The sequence below is a fragment of the uncultured Agrobacterium sp. genome (assembly GCA_913777615.1).
GTDB lineage: Bacteria > Pseudomonadota > Alphaproteobacteria > Rhizobiales > Rhizobiaceae > Agrobacterium.
The window spans coordinates 440,776-459,446 of record CAJYTK010000013.1; the positions used below are offsets into that span (position 1 = coordinate 440,776).

An 18,671-nucleotide genomic window follows, 5' to 3' on the forward strand; every position below is an offset into this window, starting at 1 on the left:
TGTCCCCATGACTGCCGGAGTATAATCGTGACGAAATCGGTGCCCAAAACAACGGTTGCCGAAAGGATGAAACACGTCCTTTCAAACCCATGGACACGGTTCCCTGCCCGTGAAGCCGGTAACATCCAGTCCGTGGTCAATCTCGTTCTTGCAGCCGTTCTCCTTGTGGTATGCATGGAGTGGATTGCGCGAGGCACATTGCACGACGTCGCTACCTTTCTGCTTTCGTCTTCGCGACCCGGACTGACAACGGTCTGCGCAGTGGTCATCGGTCTCATGGCGCTGGACGCTGTCTTCGGGCGTCACTACCGATCGCTGATCGTTGCAGTTCCGCTGCTCGTCCTGCCCGCTTTTTTCTCCAGTCAGAAACAACTCTATCTCTCCGATCCGCTTTACCCCTCGGACTTGCTTTTCGGACGCCAGATTATCCAGCTATTGCCAGCCATGCTGAAGGCGCAGCCTCTGACAGCCTTGTCTCTTGCGGTTGGAGTTGCCGCTGCCGTATTCGCGGCTTTCCTTCTGTGGCGCCTTTCTTCCAAACATGCGCCTGTCATTCCTCTCAAAGCCAGAATGTGGAGGCTGGCGCTTGCCGTTCCGGTGTTTGTCAGCTTCGGATCAATGATGGAATATTCAAGCTATTCCTGGATCAGGGACAGATTGAACATCATTCCGATGATGTGGGATCAGAAGGAAAATTACCGGCACAACGGCTTCATCATGGCGTTTGCCTTCAATATTCCCATGGCGAAAGTGACTGCGCCCTATGGCTACGGCGCGGAGACCATCGCAGACATCGCCTCCGATAGCTCGGCCTTCGCCGTCAACCATAGCAAGCGGCCAGACGTGATCATGATCATGAGCGAATCGCTATGGGATCCGACGCGGCTGGAAAATGTCCGTTTTTCGCAAGATCCGATGCCGCAAATCCGCGCCATGCAATCCGGCCATGTCTTTTCCCCGGAGTTTGGCGGCATGACGGCCAATGTCGAGTTCGAAGCGCTGACAGGATTCAGCAATGCGTTTCTGCCTTATGGCAGCATCCCCTATCAGCAATATGTGCGACGTCCGATGCCATCGCTCGCCACTTTCTTCCGCTCGGAGGGCTACTCCGCCATTGCTGTCCATCCCTTCCAGGAGTGGTTCTGGAACCGGCGTGAGGTCTACAAGCACTTGGGCTTCGAAGAATTCCGCTCGGAAGAAACCCTGCCGCCCATGGAAAAGCGTGGAGCTTTTGCCTCTGACGACGCTTTGACAAACGAGATTATCCAGACAGTCGATGCGGCCGAGAAGCCACAGTTCCTCTTCGCCGTCACGCTACAGGGTCATGGCCCCTATGAGCCAAACAGATATGCTAAGAACACCATCTCGGTCAGCAGCGACCTGTCCGAGAGCGCAGGCACGGCACTGTCAACTTATGTCCAGGGTGTTTCGGAAGCCGACGAGAGTTTCGCAAAGCTGGTTGCCTGGGCAAAAGGCCGGGAACGCGAAACCGTGATTGTCCTGTTTGGCGATCATCTGCCGCCGCTCGGGCAGACATTTGTGGAAAGCGGCTACATGCCGGACATGGTAGCGACACGCCGCGCGCCGCTTGCCACCATGAAGACCGAGCACGAAACGCCTCTCGTGGTCTGGTCATCCAGAACGGGTCTGCAGAACCGCATCGGTACGGTCAGCCCGGCGCTGTTGCCTTATCACGTTCTGAAAACTGCCGGCTTTGACGATCCGTTCTATACCGGCGTACTCGGCAAGGTGCATGCGTCCCACTCGGTGATCGACCGGCACATGCTAATGGAGCGCAATGGTTCAGCGGTACCGGACTGGTCGATTGCGCCTGCAATTATACCGCCAGCTCTGAGCGCGTATCGTCAGTTGCAGTTCGATATGATGTTCGGCGAACAATTTGGCAAAGACAGGTTTTTCCCAGGTTTCAGCTGGCTTCACGAGACAGCGCCATCGAGTTGATGCGGTCCGACTCGCGATTTAATTTGAACTTGTGGGTTCCTTGCGTTTATTTCCGGACAACGCCCTGCTGGAGAACGATCATGTCTGCCATTCCAGATTACGTGCTGTCCCACTTCAAACGATCGTCTCGCCATATCGGTGACGTCGAAAAGCGGATTCTGGAGGTGGCGCATCAGAAACAACTTATCTCCACGGACACGAATGCGGAGTTCTCCAAGGAGTCCAGTTTTGGAGCGCGGCTGGCAGACAGCATCGCGCGCATCGGTGGCTCATGGGCCTTCATCATCAGCTTCCTGGTGTTCCTTTTTCTTTGGGCGGTCGTCAACACGGTGGTTTTAACGACAAAGGCTTTTGACCCATACCCCTTTGTCTTCCTCAATCTTATTCTTTCCATGCTGGCGGCTATTCAGGCGCCGATCATCATGATGTCGCAGAACAGACAAGCCGAGCGTGATCGTTTCGAAGCCGCCAAAGATTACGAGGTCAACCTGAAGGCCGAACTCGAGGTTCTCTCCCTCCATGAAAAGATCGATCTCAAGGTTTTGGCCGAACTCGCGGCCTTGCGGGAAGACATCGCAAAACTGCATCAACGGCTGGCACCGGCTGAAGACAGCACCCGATCCTGATCGACCGACATTCGGGTTTACCGCTTTTGCGGCGCCGGTTACGAATCCGTCAGATTTCTAAGCTACAGATTGACGCAGGCATTTGTTGCATTGCACTCCGTCATTCTTCGGCATTCGGATGTGCAAGCGCGGGAACAATGTCCGCACGTCGGGAGCATCAGGCTTTCGATCGTAAATATCATCTGTCAGATTCACATTCGGGCATTGAACCCGGTTCACGTCCAGAGGCTTTTTCATGAACCAGTACGATCTCATTGTTGTCGGTAGCGGCCCTGCGGGAAGACGCGCTGCCATCCAGGCAGCAAAGCTAGACAAGAAGGTTCTGGTCATCGAAAAGGGTAGCCGTGTCGGCGGTGTATCGGTTCATACCGGCACCATTCCGTCCAAAACGATGCGTGAAACGGCGCTCAATCTGTCCGGATGGCGCGAGCGCGGCTTTTACGGTCAGTCCTACCGCGTCAAACAGGAGATCAGCGCGGAGGATCTGCGTCAGCGCCTGTTGATTACACTTAATCACGAAGTGGAAGTGCTGGAGCATCAATTCGCTCGCAACCGCGTACAACACATTCGCGGCAAGGCCAGTTTCATCACGCCCGATACGCTTCAGATCGTCAAGGAAGATGGGGAAGTGCTGCATGTGTTGGGCAAGAGCATTCTGCTTGCTGTCGGCACAAGGCCTTTCCGACCAGACTACATGCCCTTCGATGGAAAGAGCGTGATCGACAGCGATGAACTGCTAGAGATCGAGAAGCTACCCCGCTCCATGGTCGTGATCGGGGCCGGCGTCATCGGCATCGAGTATGCAACGATTTTCAGCGCGCTGGATACGGCTGTGACACTGATCGATCCTAAGTCGACGATGCTCGATTTCATCGACAAGGAAATCGTCGAAGACTTCACTTACCAGCTCCGCGACCGAAATATGAAGCTTCTCCTCGGCCAGAAGGCAGAAAAGGTCAAGCATACACCCGAGGGCAAGGTTTCGATCACGCTCGACAATGGGCGCACGATCGTAACGGAAATGGTGCTTTTCGCCGCTGGCAGAATGGGCGCCACCGATACGCTGAATCTTGCCGCAGCGGGACTTGAGGCGGATAGCCGCGGGCGGCTTGCCGTCAATCCGGAAACGTTCGAAACATCCGTGAAAGGCATCTTTGCCGCAGGCGATGTGGTCGGCTTTCCAAGTCTTGCTTCCACCTCGATGGAACAGGGACGAATCGCTGCGCGCGTCGCGGTCGGCGCCATTGCAATGGAACCGCAGAAATACTTCCCCTATGGAATTTACGCCGTGCCGGAAATTTCCACCTGCGGCCTGACCGAAGAAGAGATGAAAGAGCGCGGCATTCCTTACGAATGCGGAATTGCACGCTTCCGGGAAACCTCCCGCGGTCACATCATGGGCCTGGACACCGGCCTTTTGAAATTGATCTTCTCCTTGAAGACCCGTCGGCTTCTCGGCGTGCATATCGTTGGCGAAGGCGCAACGGAGCTTGTTCACATCGGCCAGGCGGTGCTCAACCTCAAGGGCACGGTTGAATATTTCGTGGAAAACACCTTCAACTACCCGACGCTTGCAGAGGCTTACAAAATCGCCGGACTCGATGCATGGAACCGCATGGGCGACATCAAAAACTTGACCGAGACGGCAAGCTAACGCTTTTGCCGCATCGGTTTCTTGGTCGCCTGCTGTACGCATGCACAGTGATATCTAAAGCGCCATGCGTGCTATTGAACGCACGGCGCTTTACTTTTTAAATCCACGCATCGTGCTTTTCCGAAAATCGAGTTCCATTTTCGGGCTGATGCTGTATCGCCTCACCATCTGACCTTGTAGTTCGCACGAACCGCTGGCCGAAAACGATCTTCATATTGACGATCAAAGCTGCCGGTGACGGTGAAGTGATCGCTGAGCCTCTGTTCGAGCGAAACACTGGAACTGAATTCCTGAAAGCTTTCACGACTCGCACCGGTCAAAATAAAAGCGGTGCCGGTGGCGGATCGCGTCAGTCGCAGGGACTGCGACACGTCAAGCCCGCTCCACTGCTCGCTAGGGCCGTCATAGCGCAGCGTGACGTTGCGGTTGGACTCCACATCAAAATCGGCCGTCGCCACGCGCTTTTGTGTCATCGTCATGGTCAAGGCGCTGGATCCGGTCAAGGCGTTCATCAGAACGCCGATGTCTCTAGCGATCTTAACCCCCGGCAGATTGGTGGACATAAGAGTGACATCGCCCCAGAACTTTACGGGCGTATCCAGCACTGCACCGCCTTCCGACGCACTCATACCCATCTCAAGCCCCGCGCGCAGCGGAGTCTCGGTGGGCAGTCTCGCGCCTAACCTCGCTGAGTAGGAGCGGTCGGAATTCTTGGCAGGCGCCCAGATCAATCCGCGTTCCTGCGCCTTTACCTGTACTGGCGCCAAGAGAACGAGCGAGGCCGCAGCGAGCGTGCCTAATATTTTGACAAACATGTCATTTCCTCAAGCTTTAAAAAGACCTGCTGCTCTTGGGAGGGCAACAGCAGTTCTCGTTTCGGCTTGGGCGACCCGGAAAACGAGATCACCCGGACTGAATTTTGCGGCGCTAATCGCCAGCCTGATCCGCGTTTGACTTCGGCAAACATGGATCGACAGGCCCGGCATTTTAGCCGCGCCCGAAAGAGGGATGGAACTGAAGGCTTAAAGCCGAGCCGCGTATAGCGACTGGATTGCTTTTAACGCCACCAGGCGTTTAGCAAATCACCCCCAAAGGGTGCCAGATGAACAGGAGATGAACAAGAGCAGGTGCAGTAAAAATTTATTGTGCATCGCAATGTGATCGTCAGAACACAGAACCAGCCTCGACTCAGCTGTCGTAAAGGCTGCACTGGCACATGCGCGAGGCTGCGGTAGGTTAAAGACTGTTCTCTGTCATACCCAACCGCTCAGACTTTGCCGTCACCGTAAATGAAAAGGCCGCAGCTTTCGCCGCGGCCCTTTCCTATAGAATGATGAGAACGACAGATTACTCTGCGTCGCCTTCAGCTGCCTTCTTCTTGGCAGGAGCCTTCTTCTTCGGAGCAGCTTCTTCGCCTTCAGCAGCGTCAGCCTTGGCTGCAGCCTTTTTCTTAGCTGGAGCCTTCTTCTTGGTTTCTGCGCCTTCTTCGGCGTCGTCAGCAAGAAGCTCTTCCTTGGAAACCGTCTTATCGGTGACGGAAACTTCGGTCAGCAGCTTGTCGATGACCTTTTCTTCGAAGATCGGAGCGCGCAGCGAAGCGGATGCACCAGGCGTATTGCGGAAGTAATCGAGGATTTCCTTCTGCTGGCCCGGGAACTGCTGCAGCTGCTGGAAGAGAGCGCGCTGCATTTCTTCTTCGGTGACTTCAACGCCAGCCTTCTCACCGATTTCGGAGAGAACGAGGCCGAGGCGAACGCGACGTTCAGCAAGCTTGCGATATTCTTCGCGGGCTTCTTCTTCGGTGGTGTCTTCGTCGGCAAAGGTCTTGCCGGACTGTGCAAGATCGGTGTTGATCTGGCGCCAGATGTTGTCGAACTCGGCGTCGACGAGGCCAGCAGGCGTATCGAACTTGTAGAGCTCGTCCAGCTGGTCGAGGATCTGACGCTTGACCTTCTGGCGTGTCACGTTGCCATACTGGCTTTCAATCTGGCCGCGGACGATTTCCTTCAGCTTTTCAGCCGATTCGAGACCGAGCTTGGTTGCCAGTTCGTCGTTGATTTCAACGTCGGCAGCAGCAGCAACCTCCTTGACGGTGATGTCGAAGGTGGCTTCCTTGCCAGCCAGCTCAGCGGCAGGGTATTCGGTCGGGAACGTAACCGTGATGGTCTTTTCGTCGCCAGCCTTGACGCCAACGAGCTGGTCTTCGAAGCCTGGGATAAAGCGGCCGGAGCCGATAACCAGTTCGGCATCTTCAGCAGCGCCGCCATCAAAGGCTACGCCATCTACCTTGCCGAGGTAGTTCATGGTGACGCGGTCGCCTTCAGCGGCCTTGCCCTTCTTGGTCTCGTAGCTGCGAGCGCTTTCGGCAATCTTGAGGATCTGCTCGGTGACTTCGTCTTCGGTTACTTCGACGACTTCGCGCGTAACATTGATGCCGTCATTCGACTTCAGTTCGATAGCCGGAATGACTTCGTAAGCAACGTTGAATTCGAAATCTACTTCAGCGGACAGGATCTTTTCAGCTTCATCCTGGTCTTCCGTCATCGATACGGAAGGCTGCGTCGCCGACTTCTCGCCGCGGCTGGAAATGATTTCAGAAGGCTTTTCGCGAACCAGCTCGTTGACGAGGTCTGCCATGATGGACTTGCCATACATCTTCTTCAGATGAGCAACCGGCACCTTGCCAGGACGGAAGCCGTTGATCCGAACCTTATCCTTGGCGTCAGCGAGGCGCTCGTCGAGGCGAGCCTTCATGTCAGCGGCCGGGATAACGACCTTGATTTCGCGCTTCAGCCCTTCAGCGAGCGTTTCGATAACCTGCATTTTCATACCTTCACTTCATGGCGGCAGTGCTCAGAGACCGCCGTCGGTTAATTTCGAGCACAGCGCCGGAACCTGAATTCACCGGCCGTGACTATAAAACTTGCATGCACAGGCGCGTTGCGGAGCAATTATGCCTGAGCCTGGGAAAGGGCAAAACGAAACGCTTCACCTTGTTTTCCCGGCGATTTGTGGTGCGGGTAGAGGGACTCGAACCCCCACAACTCTCGTCGCCAGAACCTAAATCTGGTGCGTCTACCAATTCCGCCATACCCGCGCTCTTTAAATCCTGCATAAACAACATCTGGCACATGAGGCCTTCCGGAGCGCGGCGTCTCTATATCATCCGTTTTCAGGAGCGCAAAGGAAAAATGACGCTGTACAAGGCCTATTTCCATGGGTTTCGAGGCTTATATGACAATGTCGAACAGAGCATCGCCAAGATTCACGAGGTGTACCCCGTATGCTCGATTCTCCCCTTGTCGATGTGCTGACGCGCCTTCGACCTCGAGCGATGGCATATCGAAGCCTAATGACCCAATGAGTACATGGATGACTGCGTGTCGCGCCTGACAAAAAAATAGACGACCGGAAAAAACAAACCCCCGCCCTGCTCTTGACCGTTGCACCCCAGAAAACAACCTGAGTGCCGTCAAATTATGCATTTGTTAAGGAAGTGGATGCCGATTTCGGCTCCGCCCTGCGTTTAGTGCATAGGTGTCATCCTTCTTTGTCTATTTTTGAAGTGCGCCGAGCGGCATATATTCCAGTTCAGAAAACGAAGCCGAGTTGATCCCAAGCAACCGGCGAACCGAAAAGAGGATAAGATCATGAACATTGCACGCTCGCTGAACAACTGGCGCAAGTATCGTCAGACCGTAACTGAACTCGACCGCATGAGCGACCGCGAACTGAGCGATCTCGGCATCGGCCGCACCGACATCCGTCGCGTTGCTCGCACCGCCGTCGGCATGTAATAGAACGATAACACCGACTGGTCATCTTTGACCTGTCCGACGTGTTACCCTCAAAAGGCCCTGAGCACCCTGCTCCGGGCCTTTTCTTTTTCGCGATTACTTCTCTCCTGCCCCCCCCGAAATTACCCCCCCAGCAATCGAAAAGATGGGCCTTCTCTGCGCTCAAAATATGCGCACATTCCGCGCGAAGATGCAAAAATAGACGACACATTGCACAAATGCATGGCAGTCGCTCAAAATCTGCACTCCAATTCATGGCTTTGAATATGTATATACGACATCAACAGCCGAGAGCGCAGATAACCAGCGGCCCGGTGGACAGACATCAAAGATCAAACGAACATAAAAGATTGAGGAAATACCCATGAACCCGCTTCGCATTGCAAAGAACTGGATCAGCTACCGTCGCACGCTCAACGAACTGGGCAGCCTTTCCAACCAGGCTCTCAGCGACATCGGCCTGACCCGTTACGATATCCGTAACGTTGCATCCCGTTCGTTCCGCTAATCAGCGTACAGGGTCGCCCGAAAGAGCCGACCTCCCAGGGACATCGGGCGACTGAGCGACAGGAGAAAAAACGGCGCCACGAGCGCCGTTTTTGATTCGTGGATGACGACAACCGTCACAACAGAGCCCACGGCGCGCCACTTAACTCAACGTCAGGCAAGGGCGAAAACATTTGGCGCTCTTTATCGCTCGTGGTACTGCATTCGCAGATTGCCTCCCTTATGCGAGGCACAGCCAATCAACAAGATGCTCGACCTCTGACACCTTCGGGTGCCTGGTTGACGATGTGAGTGCGCGATGCAAGACAACACAAATTCTCCCATCCACGTCATTGGCGGCGGGCTTGCCGGCTCTGAAGCTGCCTGGCAGATCGCTCAGGCGGGCGTCCCGGTTATCCTGCACGAGATGCGCGGTGTTCGCGGCACGGACGCGCATAAGGGTGACAGTCTTGCCGAACTCGTTTGTTCCAACTCGTTTCGCTCCGACGACGCAACGGCCAACGCAGTTGGCGTTATTCATGCGGAAATGCGTCTCGCCGGTTCGCTGATCATGGCCTGTGCCGACAAACATCAGGTCCCAGCCGGTGGTGCTCTCGCTGTTGATCGTGATGGGTTCTCCGAGGCGGTGACGGCTGAACTTGAGGCGCATCCGCTGGTGACCATTGTTCGTGAAGTGATTGTTGGCCTTCCACCGAAAGAATGGAGCAATACGATCATTGCGACCGGGCCCCTCACCGCACCCGAGCTCGCCGCCGCTATCCAGACGGAAACCGGCGAAGACGCGCTCGCCTTCTTTGATGCGATAGCGCCGATCGTTCATCGCGACAGCATTAACATGGACATCTGCTGGTACCAGTCACGTTACGACAAGGTCGGACCTGGCGGTAACGGCAAGGACTACATCAACTGCCCGATGGACGAGGCGCAGTATCACGCCTTTATCGATGCGCTGGTTGCGGGCGATACGGTTGGCTTCAAGGAGTGGGAGGGCACGCCCTATTTCGATGGCTGTCTACCGATCGAAATCATGGCCGAGCGCGGTCGTGAGACGCTTCGCCACGGCCCGATGAAGCCGATGGGGCTGACTAATGCCCATAATCCGACCGTCAAGCCCTATGCGGTGGTGCAGCTGCGTCAAGACAACGCTCTTGGTACGCTTTATAATATGGTCGGCTTTCAGACGAAGCTGAAATACGGCGCGCAGGCGGAAGTTTTCCGGATGATACCCGGCCTCGAGAACGCAGAATTTGCGCGCCTTGGCGGCCTGCACCGCAACACCTATATCGATTCGCCGAGACTGCTCGACCCCTCACTGAAGCTGAAGTCCCGACCGGATATCCGCTTTGCAGGCCAGATCACCGGCTGCGAAGGCTATGTTGAGAGCGCATCCATCGGCCTCCTGACCGGCCGATTTGCAAGTGCCGAACACAAGGGCGAGCCGATCCGCCTGCCACCTTCCACAACAGCGCTTGGGGCACTGCTGAACCATATTACTGGCGGGCATCTTTCCACCGACGAAGAGCCAGGCAAGCGCTCTTTTCAGCCAATGAACGTCAATTTCGGGCTGTTCCCAGACCTCGAGCCAGGATCGATCGTCAAGCCGGAAGGCGTCAAACGCTTTCGCGGCAAGGACAAGACGATCATGAAGCGGCAATTAATGAGTGCCCGAGCGCTGAAGGATTGCGCCGCATGGCTTGGCGTTGAAGCACCGGTTTTCGGTCAGGTCGCGGGAGACGGCGAAGAGTTGGAAGCGGCCTCAGTCGCCTGATGAGGCTCTGATTCTGCTGCTTCAAGATAGCTGCCGAGTAACCAGAGAGACACTTCGGCAGCCTCCCCTGCTGACTTGAAGCGATAGGCGCCGCTATATTTAGGGGCGTCGAGGAATGTCACGACGAAACCATCACCGCTTTCCAGATGCTCGACCGTGATACGCTCCGGATTGAGCATCATGCAGACATTGTGCTTTCCCATATTACGCATAAAGCCCGCCTTGTTGTCATGCAGGCGAACGAAGACGGCGTTGCCATCTGCCGTCATATGCAGGCTGCGGATCGCTTCATTGGGAAAGGCGCGGGCGAAATCGAGAATCGCCTGCCCAGTATCTCGATTGCCGTCATCTTCAGAAAAACGCTTCAAGCGCCACACGTAAATGGCAAAAGCGCATAGCAACACGAGAACGATTGTCCAGATGGTCAGAGACATCCATGGCACTCCGTAGGCGTCGAAGATGTGTCGGGCGCACTCGATGCGCCGAAACTAGACGGGCTTGATACCGCACCAGGCTTGCGTGGGCGTGGAGCCCTGTCAGAAACGCTTGAGATAAGCCGCTTTTGCCAGCAGCCAGTGACGACGCAGGAGCGACAGCTGAATGCCGTGGTGAAGATTGCCGGCGCCAAGGCGCTTGGCGGCTTTCAAGACAGGCTCAACCTGCGCCACGGGAAGAAACGCGGGAGCGACGGCCGAAGGAAGCACCGAGCGACGCGCTTTTTCGAGATGATCAAGCGCATGAGCGCAGAAAATGTCGATAGCCGCGCCTATCCTGTCTTTATCCGCCCCCTCCAGAAAAGCCTCTCGGTCCAGCCCTGCCGCAGATAGAATGTCTTGCGGAACATAGACCTGCCCGCGACGACGGTGCAGCGGCATCAATAGCAGCATGCCCGCCATTGCCTGAGCGACGCCTGCGTGACCGGCAGCTTCGGCGCTTCTTGCGGCATCTTCCGGTGAAAGGACGATGCTGGAGAGTTGGATCAGCGCGGATGCCGTCTCCCCTGCATAGCCTTCCAGTGCGTTGCGGTTTTCGAAAACGTCATCATAGAGATCGAAGATGCGTGCCTCGATCATATTGAGCAATGTCTGGCGTGGCAGATTATGCGTGGCGAGCGCGTTCAGCAAAGCTGCGGCAACAGGATGCCCCACGCTGTCGCCATGCGGATTACCCTCCAGCAAATCGCGCCACCACTGCATGCGGACTTCACCGGGAAGTGGCTCACGAACCGCATCGCGGATGCGGGCAATCTCGGCGTTGAATGCGTAAAGTGCAGCAAGGTCGCCGCGCTTACTTTCCGGCGCGAGAAGGCATGCGAGATATCTGTCGCGATCCATATCGCGCAGCATCGTCAGACATACGTTCTTATCCGCCGAAAGATCCGCCATCGATAACCGTTCTTAGCCTTCGACCGCAATCAGGGCGGCAGCGACTGCCCGCGATTCGGAAAGCATGATGTTGTATGTTCTGACCGCAGCGCCGGTGCTCATCGGATCGACCGAGATTCCGGCCTCCCTCAGCGCTGCCTTCAACTCCCTCGGCACGACCCGCATGGAGTCGCCCATGCCGATCAACAGAAACTCGATCTCGGTCGACTGTTCCAGAACCTTTGCGAAATTATCGACAGACAACTGCGAGTGATCTGTGACCTCCCATCCGTGAATCCCAGATGGAAGGCATAGAAGCGAACCGCGATGCGACATCTCGGCAAACCGAAATCCACCGTTTCCATAGGCATCGATGGGTGCCCGGCCTGGAAAGTGGGCCGGGCGTATTTCGATTCCACCAGCCATCAGACTGCCGGTTTGCCGTTGATCGCTTTCGCCTTCTGGTCGTCCTTATCGTCGGCGTCCGTGCTGGACGGGCGCAAATTGAAGGCGATCAGAACCGGGGCCGCGATGTAGATCGACGAAAATACGCCGATACCGACACCGAAGAGCATCGCGAATGTGAAGGAGCGAATGACCTCACCACCGAAAAGGTAGAGCGAAAGCAGCGCGAGCATCACGGTCAGACCCGTGAGGATCGTGCGCGACAGCGTCTGGTTCAGGGACGCATCGATGATCATAGACAGCGGCATCTTCTTGTATCGCCGCAGGTTCTCTCGAATTCGGTCATAGATGACAACCGTATCATTCAGCGAGTAACCGATAATGGTCAATATTGCCGCGATACTTGTGAGGTTGAATTCGATGCCCAGAAAAACGAAGAGGCCAATTGTGAAGACCACGTCGTGGACCATGGAGATGATCGCGCCGAGCGCGAACTGCCACTCGAAGCGGAACCAGATGTAGATCATGATCGCGATCATGGCGAGCGCGATACCGACGGTCGAAGTCAAAGTCAGATCGCCCGAAACGGCCGGTCCTACGACTTCCACTCGGCGGAAATCGTATTTGTCCTGCAACTCACCGCGGATCAGCGTAATCGCAGACTGCTCGGCATTCTCTCCGCCTTCCTGCGCCTGAATGCGGATCAGCACGTCTTGCGGAGAACCAAAGCTCTGCGCCTGCACTTCACCAAGATTCAATTGGCTGAGGCGGTCGCGAATGTCTGCGAGATCGGCTTCACCACTTTTCGAACGAACTTCGATGATCGATCCGCCCTGGAAGTCGATACCGAGGTTGAGACCCTTAGTCATGAAGCCGCCGAGGCATGCGAGCATGATCACGCCGGTAATACCGAAAACGATGCGACGGTACTTCATGAACGGGATGTCCTTACCGTCGAACATACCCGTACGCACGCCCTTCGGTAGATGCTTCGGACGACTGCGGCGAACCCAGGCGCCGAAGAGCCAGGCCGTCAGAGTGTAGGCAGTGAACACGGTCGTGACGATACCGACGGCAAGCGTCACGGCGAAGCCTTTGACAGGACCTGTGCCCATGTAGAACAGAACGCAGGCAACGATGAATGTGGTCAGGTTGGCGTCGATGATGGTCGCGAAAGCGCGGGTGAATCCATTCTCAAGCGATGATATCAGCGGTTTGCCGCTTTTGACTTCCTCTCGGATGCGCTCGTAGATCAGAACGTTTGAATCGACCGCCATACCGATCGTCAGGACGATACCGGCAATACCCGGCAAGGTCAGTGTCGAACCGATGATGCTGAGAAGTGCGAGCAGCATAACGATATTGATGATCAGAGCGATGTTCGCCAGCAGGCCGAAGAAGCCGTAGAAGACGAGCATGAAGATCACAACGCCCGCTGCACCTATGGCGCTGGCAGTCAGACCGGCATTGATGGAGTCGCTGCCAAGGCTCGGTCCGACGGTGCGCTCTTCCACCACCGTCAACGTTGCGGGCAGAGCGCCGGCACGCAGCAGCACGGCAAGGTCGTTTGCGCCCTGAACCGTGAAGTTGCCGGAAATCTGGCCCTGACCACCGTTGATCGGCTCACGGATCACAGGTGCCGAGATAACGTTGTTATCGAGAACGATGGCGAAAGGCTTGCCGACATTCTGTTGAGTAGCCTGGGCGAAACGCTGGGCGCCGCGGCTGTCGAAGCGGAATGTGACCACAGGTTCGTTAGTCTGCTGATTGAAGCTAGCCTGCGCGTCGACCAGATTGTCACCAGACACCAGCGCGCGGCGCTCGACGAGGTAAGGAACCGGCGGGTCGTCCTGCGAATAGAGAATCTCATCGGTCGCGGGCGGGCGTCCGTTCAGTGCTTCCTGAACCGGCATGGACGTGTCCACCATGCGGAAGGACAGTTTGGCAGTCTGGTTCAATAGAGACTTCAGGCGCTGAGGGTCTTGCAGACCGGGAACCTGAACGATGATGCGGTCGGTGCCCTGCCGTACGATGAGAGGTTCGGTGGTGCCAAGTTCATCGACACGGCGACGGACGACTTCGATCGATTGTGAAACAGCCGATGACAGGCGGTAATTGATGCCGTCATCGGTGAGGTTGAGGCGAAGCACATTGTCCCCGCCGTCGCTCATCGTCACTTCATGCACAGAACTGCCGACAAGTGTGCCGGATGAAACCGGCTGTGTCAGGTCATTCAGCGCATTCTTTGCTGCTTCGTACTGCGCCGGATCGGTGATGCGCACCTGAACGAGCTGACCGTTGCCGGTGAGACCGGAGTAGCGGATATTGGCATCGCGCAACTGAGCACGAACATCGCCGACAATGGTTTCGAGACGTTCCTTGACGATGTCGGAACGCTCTACCTTGAGCATGATGTAGGAGCCGCCCTGAAGGTCGAGACCAAGCGTCACCTTGTTGTGCTTATACCAATTCGGCATACCCTCCAGCTGCTTGTCCGTGAACAGGTTGGGGGAAGCGATGACGGCACTTATCAGCACGATCAGCCAGATGAAGACTGTTTTCCAGCGGGAAAAATGAAGCATTTCGGTCTCGGTCAGGGTTGGGTTAAAAAACCCAGGCTGCGACGATGCGCAGCCTGCTTATGTTACTTCGCGTTTGCGGGAGCTTCGGTCTTGACCGGCTCACCCTTGACACGAACCTCTGCGATGTAGGAGCGCGACGCGCGAACCTTGACGCCATCTGCGATTTCGACTTCGAGTTCGTTATCGTCGATTACCTTGGTAACCTTGCCGACAATGCCGCCCCCGAGAACGACCTGATCGCCACGGCGGATGTTGGTCAGTGTCTCCTGGCGCTTCTTCATCTGTGCGCGCTGGGGACGGATAAGGAAAAAGTACCAAACCACCATCAGGGGGGCGAAAAGGAAAAGCATTTCGAGGCCGGACCCGAACGCCGACGGTGCGCCCGCTGCATCCTGAGCAAAGGCTTGGCTAATGAACATAAAAAACTCCTCAGATTTCGGGCGCAGTCTTAAGCCACTGGCCAGCTTTCAAGCCGCCGGAATATAGTTGCGATCCCCTAGAATGCAACAGAAAGACTTGAGCCCAAGTACCGTTTCCACGCCTCATACGCTTTCGGGCCGCCAAACGCCATGCTAGGGCGGGCAAAATCCGTGGGTTTCGGAGTATTGGACAGGCCCGGAATGGCCATGAGAGCCGATCAAGGAGCATCGATTATGACATCAGAGGAACGCAGCACACTTCTGCTTCTGGAAGTTCGCCGTCTTGCCGATGCGGTAGAGAGGCTTGCAGGCCCTGCCCCGGCGATCAATGACTGGAACAGCGCCGATTGCTTCGTCTGGGCGCCCGCCAATGCGTGGCTTCAGCCTGTCAAGCGTCCCAATAGAGTTGCGCTGACATTGATCCGCGGCGTAGACCATGTACGCGATATTCTGCATGAAAACACATTGCGTTTCGCAGAAGGTTTTGCCGCAAACAACGTGCTGCTCTGGGGCGCCCGCGGCATGGGCAAATCATCGCTGGTCAAAGCGGTTCACGAAGACGTGCGCGCGGCAAGCGGCGTATCGATCAAGCTTGTCGAAGTGCATCGCGAGGATATTCATACGTTGCCTGCCCTCCTCGACATTCTGAAAGTGGCACCGCATAGGATCATCGTGTTTTGCGACGATCTATCCTTCGATCACGACGATACGGCGTATAAGTCCCTCAAGGCTGCACTCGACGGCGGTATTGAAGGCCGTCCGGACAACGTGCTTTTCTACGCGACCTCGAACCGTCGCCACCTTCTTCCACGCCATATGATGGAGAACGAGCAGTCCACGGCAATCAACCCGTCGGAGGCGGTCGAAGAAAAGGTGTCGCTGTCGGATCGCTTCGGACTTTGGCTCGGCTTCCACAAGTGCAGTCAGGACGATTATCTCATGATGATCGACGGATATGCGGACCATTTCGATCTCGGTCTGGCGCGTGATGTCCTGCATCATGAAGCGCTGGAGTGGGCAACAACCCGGGGAGGCAGATCGGGACGCGTAGCATGGCAATATATCCAGGATGCGGCCGGTCGTCTCCGCAAACCACTGGACCGATAGGAAAGACTGCCGAACACAACTGCAAGACGGTGATGCATTTCCATAACTTCAGACCTCTTCCTCTGATCCGCAAAAGGTTGGGCCTGCGCAGGGAACAAACCCGTTCACTCCCCGTTGCTCCGCATGCGCAACCTTTGCGTGATTAATTAGGAGAGACTAATGAGTGATCAGGTAAGCTATGCAACGTCCGCAGTCACCGCACGGGGCGCGGTGTGGCCAGACGCCATAACACGAATTTCCTGGGGTGGCATTTTTGCCGGCGTTGCAGTTGCACTGACATTGCATTTGCTTCTAAACCTGCTGGGTGTCGCTATTGGCGCTGGCGTCATCGACCCGGCGCAGAACGATACCCCGACTGCGGCATCGCTCTCCACCGGCTCCGTTATCTGGATTATCGCCAGCGGTATCATCTCCTCATTCGTCGGCGCTTACGTCGCAAGCCGCCTGTCTGGTCGCGCAGCACGCTCCACTGGTGCACTCCACGGGCTGACGACATGGGCTGTCACGACACTGATCGTCTTCTACCTGCTCACAACCTCCATCGGCGCACTGATCGGCGGCGCGTTCACTGGCGTCACGAGCGTCTTCTCCGGTGCAGGCTCGACGATTGCAACAGCCGCGACGACCGCCGCACCTTCGCTCGCAAACTCCACTGACCCGCTTTCTGGTATCGAGCAACGCATCCGCGAGGCGAGCGGTGGCAACGATCCGCAAGCACTGCGCGACGCTGCCGTCAGTGCCATTCGCGCCGTTCTCACCGGCGATCAGGCACAGGCAGAAGATGCCCGCAATCGCGCGGCCGAGGCGCTTGCCCGTGCGCAGAACATACCTGTGGACCAGGCTCGCCAGCAGGTGACTGAGTATGAGAACCAGTATCGTCAGGCATTAGAACAGGCCAAGGCTCGTGCGACTGAAGCCGCTCAGGCCACCGCGACCGCCGTTTCAACGGCCTCTTATGTGGCCTTCGGCGCACTTTTGGTCGGCGCAGTTGCTGCCATCTTCGGCGGCAGCGCCGGCGCACGTCGCGCTTACCGCGACGGTGAAGTCATCGTCGAGTAACGATCGATAAATTCTGTCACTTAATGCCCGCGCCAGCCGCGGGCATTTCCATTTCCGATACCGATTGCCGTCGCAACAAAAAAGGCCGCATCGTTTCCGATCCGGCCTTCTACCTAACTGCTGTCTGACGATGTTTCTACTCGTCGCGATAGACCTTTTCACGGCGTTCGTGCCGCTCCTGTGCTTCGATGGACAAGGTAGCGATAGGGCGGGCGTCGAGCCGCTTGATACCAATCGGTTCGCCGGTCTCCTCGCAATAACCGTAAGTACCGTCTTCGATGCGCTGAAGTGCTGCGTCGATTTTCGAAATCAACTTGCGCTGTCGGTCACGCGCTCTAAGTTCGATGGCTCTGTCTGTTTCGGAAGAAGCACGGTCTGCCAGATCGGGATGATTGGCGCTTTCCTCTGCGAGATGACCGAGTGTCTCGCGCGCTTCTCTCAATATGTCATTCTTCCAGCCGATGAGCTTCGCCCTGAAATAGGCCCGCTGATTGGCATTCATGAACTCGTCGTTTTCCGACAGCACATAGTTACTAAGATCGATCTTCTCACTCAACGCGATTCTCCTCGAAGAACATCTCATATGGCGGGGGTATACTCCAATGCCGTGTAGCCGTTCAAGTCTGGAGAACCGTTTTTAGGCATTTTTAAATCTGTCACAAAAATGATCTAAACGATTATTTTTTATACATTATTGTAAAAACACAAATTGTGTCTTCAATCACTTTATCTAAACTTGCCCCGACTTTTCCGATCTTGCGGGTTCTCATGCCGCTCCTGTAAAGTTTGGTTCTCTCTTTTTGATTGCAGGGAATGATCCGGCATGTCGGCATCGCAACAGCAAACTTTCCGGCTTTATCTCCTGCGCCACGCTCAGGCTGGATGGGCAGATCCGGGCGGTCGGGATTTCGACAGAAGACTGACAGAAGCCGGGCAGTCCGAGGCCGCTTTCGTGGCCAGTGCTGCCATGAATAATGGCTATAGGCCGGATGTCGTCTTCAGCTCCGCCGCGATAAGATGCCGCGAAACGACGAAAATTCTGCTGCAGGCATTTGAGGGCGCTCCTGCAGCTTTCTATTTGGACGACATGTACAATGCTCAGCCTGGTACATATCTCCGGCACGCCTTCGAAAAGCAGGGCACTTCTTCCGTCATGCTCGTGGGCCACAATCCGACGATCGAGGCTGTCGCAAAGGCTTTGCTCGGTCGGGATGTGATGGAGGCGTCTATTCCCCATGGATTCCCGACGGCCGGGCTCGCCGTACTGCAATGCAGTCTCCCCACCAAGAGCGAAGTTCAAGCCTGGCGGCTCATCGATTTTCTGACGCCGTAAGGTGAAAACCTTCCGGGCCTTGCGGAAAAAACTTTACCGAGCCGCTTCTTTTTTGAGCATCGGGCTATCCTATATATTTTGGAAGAAC

17 protein-coding genes and 1 tRNA gene are annotated in these 18,671 nt (G+C 56.0%); 9 read left to right on the forward strand and 9 right to left on the reverse strand.

Annotated elements, in window-relative coordinates; genetic code table 11:
* The first annotated feature begins 66 nt into the window (after window positions 1-66).
* The 3 genes from QZ862_RS13675 to sthA all read left to right on the forward strand — a co-directional run bounded on the left by QZ862_RS13675 (window position 67) and on the right by sthA (window position 4,242).
* On the forward strand, window positions 67-1,962 hold the full coding sequence (locus QZ862_RS13675; protein WP_363315935.1) for an LTA synthase family protein: 1,896 nt from the start codon (window positions 67-69) through the stop codon (window positions 1,960-1,962).
* Between the two features lie 80 nt (window positions 1,963-2,042).
* Window positions 2,043-2,588 (forward strand): DUF1003 domain-containing protein, encoded by a 546-nt coding sequence (locus tag QZ862_RS13680; protein WP_296014757.1) that lies wholly within the window; start codon window positions 2,043-2,045, stop codon window positions 2,586-2,588.
* 235 nt (window positions 2,589-2,823) lie between these two features.
* On the forward strand, window positions 2,824-4,242 hold the full coding sequence (gene sthA / locus QZ862_RS13685; RefSeq protein ID WP_296100552.1) for a Si-specific NAD(P)(+) transhydrogenase: 1,419 nt from the start codon (window positions 2,824-2,826) through the stop codon (window positions 4,240-4,242).
* Window positions 4,243-4,403: 161 nt separating this feature from the next.
* On the opposite strand, the gene QZ862_RS13690 is transcribed toward sthA, so the two are convergent.
* The 3 genes from QZ862_RS13690 to QZ862_RS13700 all read right to left on the reverse strand — a co-directional run bounded on the left by QZ862_RS13690 (window position 4,404) and on the right by QZ862_RS13700 (window position 7,339).
* Window positions 4,404-5,057 (reverse strand): hypothetical protein, encoded by a 654-nt coding sequence (locus QZ862_RS13690; RefSeq protein ID WP_296100554.1) that lies wholly within the window; start codon window positions 5,055-5,057, stop codon window positions 4,404-4,406.
* 532 nt (window positions 5,058-5,589) lie between these two features.
* Window positions 5,590-7,065 carry a trigger factor gene (tig, locus tag QZ862_RS13695; protein WP_296100579.1) on the reverse strand — a complete coding sequence of 492 codons (1,476 nt, stop codon included), beginning with the start codon at window positions 7,063-7,065 and terminating at the stop codon, window positions 5,590-5,592.
* 189 nt (window positions 7,066-7,254) lie between these two features.
* A tRNA-Leu gene (locus QZ862_RS13700) sits at window positions 7,255-7,339 on the reverse strand.
* Window positions 7,340-7,892: 553 nt separating this feature from the next.
* On the opposite strand from QZ862_RS13700, the gene QZ862_RS13705 reads away from it, so the two are divergent.
* From QZ862_RS13705 to trmFO, 3 genes are all read left to right on the forward strand, one after another.
* Window positions 7,893-8,039, forward strand: a complete 147-nt coding sequence (locus tag QZ862_RS13705; protein ID WP_082447210.1) for a DUF1127 domain-containing protein — start codon at window positions 7,893-7,895, stop codon at window positions 8,037-8,039.
* A 364-nt stretch (window positions 8,040-8,403) separates the two neighbouring features.
* Window positions 8,404-8,547, forward strand: a complete 144-nt coding sequence (locus QZ862_RS13710; protein WP_082447266.1) for a DUF1127 domain-containing protein — start codon at window positions 8,404-8,406, stop codon at window positions 8,545-8,547.
* Window positions 8,548-8,844: 297 nt separating this feature from the next.
* Window positions 8,845-10,314, forward strand: a complete 1,470-nt coding sequence (gene trmFO, locus QZ862_RS13715) for a methylenetetrahydrofolate--tRNA-(uracil(54)-C(5))-methyltransferase (FADH(2)-oxidizing) TrmFO (RefSeq protein ID WP_296100555.1) — start codon at window positions 8,845-8,847, stop codon at window positions 10,312-10,314.
* On the opposite strand, the gene QZ862_RS13720 is transcribed toward trmFO, so the two are convergent.
* The 5 genes from QZ862_RS13720 to yajC form a co-directional block, all read right to left on the reverse strand.
* Window positions 10,266-10,748: a hypothetical protein gene (locus QZ862_RS13720; protein ID WP_296016248.1), complete on the reverse strand. Its 483-nt coding sequence runs from the start codon at window positions 10,746-10,748 to the stop codon at window positions 10,266-10,268. The genes trmFO and QZ862_RS13720 overlap by 49 nt on opposite strands.
* 102 nt (window positions 10,749-10,850) lie before the next feature.
* A complete protein-coding gene (locus tag QZ862_RS13725) occupies window positions 10,851-11,699 on the reverse strand; it encodes a phytoene/squalene synthase family protein (protein ID WP_296076570.1) in 849 nt (282 codons plus the stop codon).
* A gap of 12 nt (window positions 11,700-11,711) precedes the next feature.
* Window positions 11,712-12,104: an Mth938-like domain-containing protein gene (locus tag QZ862_RS13730; RefSeq protein WP_296038042.1), complete on the reverse strand. Its 393-nt coding sequence runs from the start codon at window positions 12,102-12,104 to the stop codon at window positions 11,712-11,714.
* Window positions 12,104-14,665, reverse strand: a complete 2,562-nt coding sequence (gene secDF / locus QZ862_RS13735; protein ID WP_296016242.1) for a protein translocase subunit SecDF — start codon at window positions 14,663-14,665, stop codon at window positions 12,104-12,106. The genes QZ862_RS13730 and secDF overlap by 1 nt, the downstream gene beginning before the upstream one ends.
* A 62-nt stretch (window positions 14,666-14,727) precedes the next feature.
* Window positions 14,728-15,084, reverse strand: coding sequence for a preprotein translocase subunit YajC (yajC, locus tag QZ862_RS13740; RefSeq protein ID WP_296016239.1), 357 nt, complete (start codon window positions 15,082-15,084; stop codon window positions 14,728-14,730).
* 234 nt (window positions 15,085-15,318) lie between these two features.
* Between yajC and QZ862_RS13745 the strand changes: the two genes are divergently transcribed.
* Window positions 15,319-16,191 (forward strand): ATP-binding protein, encoded by an 873-nt coding sequence (locus QZ862_RS13745; protein WP_296100557.1) that lies wholly within the window; start codon window positions 15,319-15,321, stop codon window positions 16,189-16,191.
* A gap of 159 nt (window positions 16,192-16,350) precedes the next feature.
* Window positions 16,351-17,250 (forward strand): PhnA-like protein, encoded by a 900-nt coding sequence (locus QZ862_RS13750; RefSeq protein WP_296076565.1) that lies wholly within the window; start codon window positions 16,351-16,353, stop codon window positions 17,248-17,250.
* A gap of 136 nt (window positions 17,251-17,386) precedes the next feature.
* Here the strand turns inward: QZ862_RS13750 and dksA are convergent, their stop codons facing one another.
* A complete protein-coding gene (dksA, locus tag QZ862_RS13755) occupies window positions 17,387-17,806 on the reverse strand; it encodes an RNA polymerase-binding protein DksA (protein ID WP_062425454.1) in 420 nt (139 codons plus the stop codon).
* A 267-nt stretch (window positions 17,807-18,073) separates the two neighbouring features.
* Here dksA and QZ862_RS13760 point away from each other — a divergent pair, with 267 nt between their 5' ends.
* Window positions 18,074-18,583, forward strand: coding sequence for a histidine phosphatase family protein (locus QZ862_RS13760; protein WP_296100559.1), 510 nt, complete (start codon window positions 18,074-18,076; stop codon window positions 18,581-18,583).
* Window positions 18,584-18,671 lie beyond the last annotated feature (88 nt).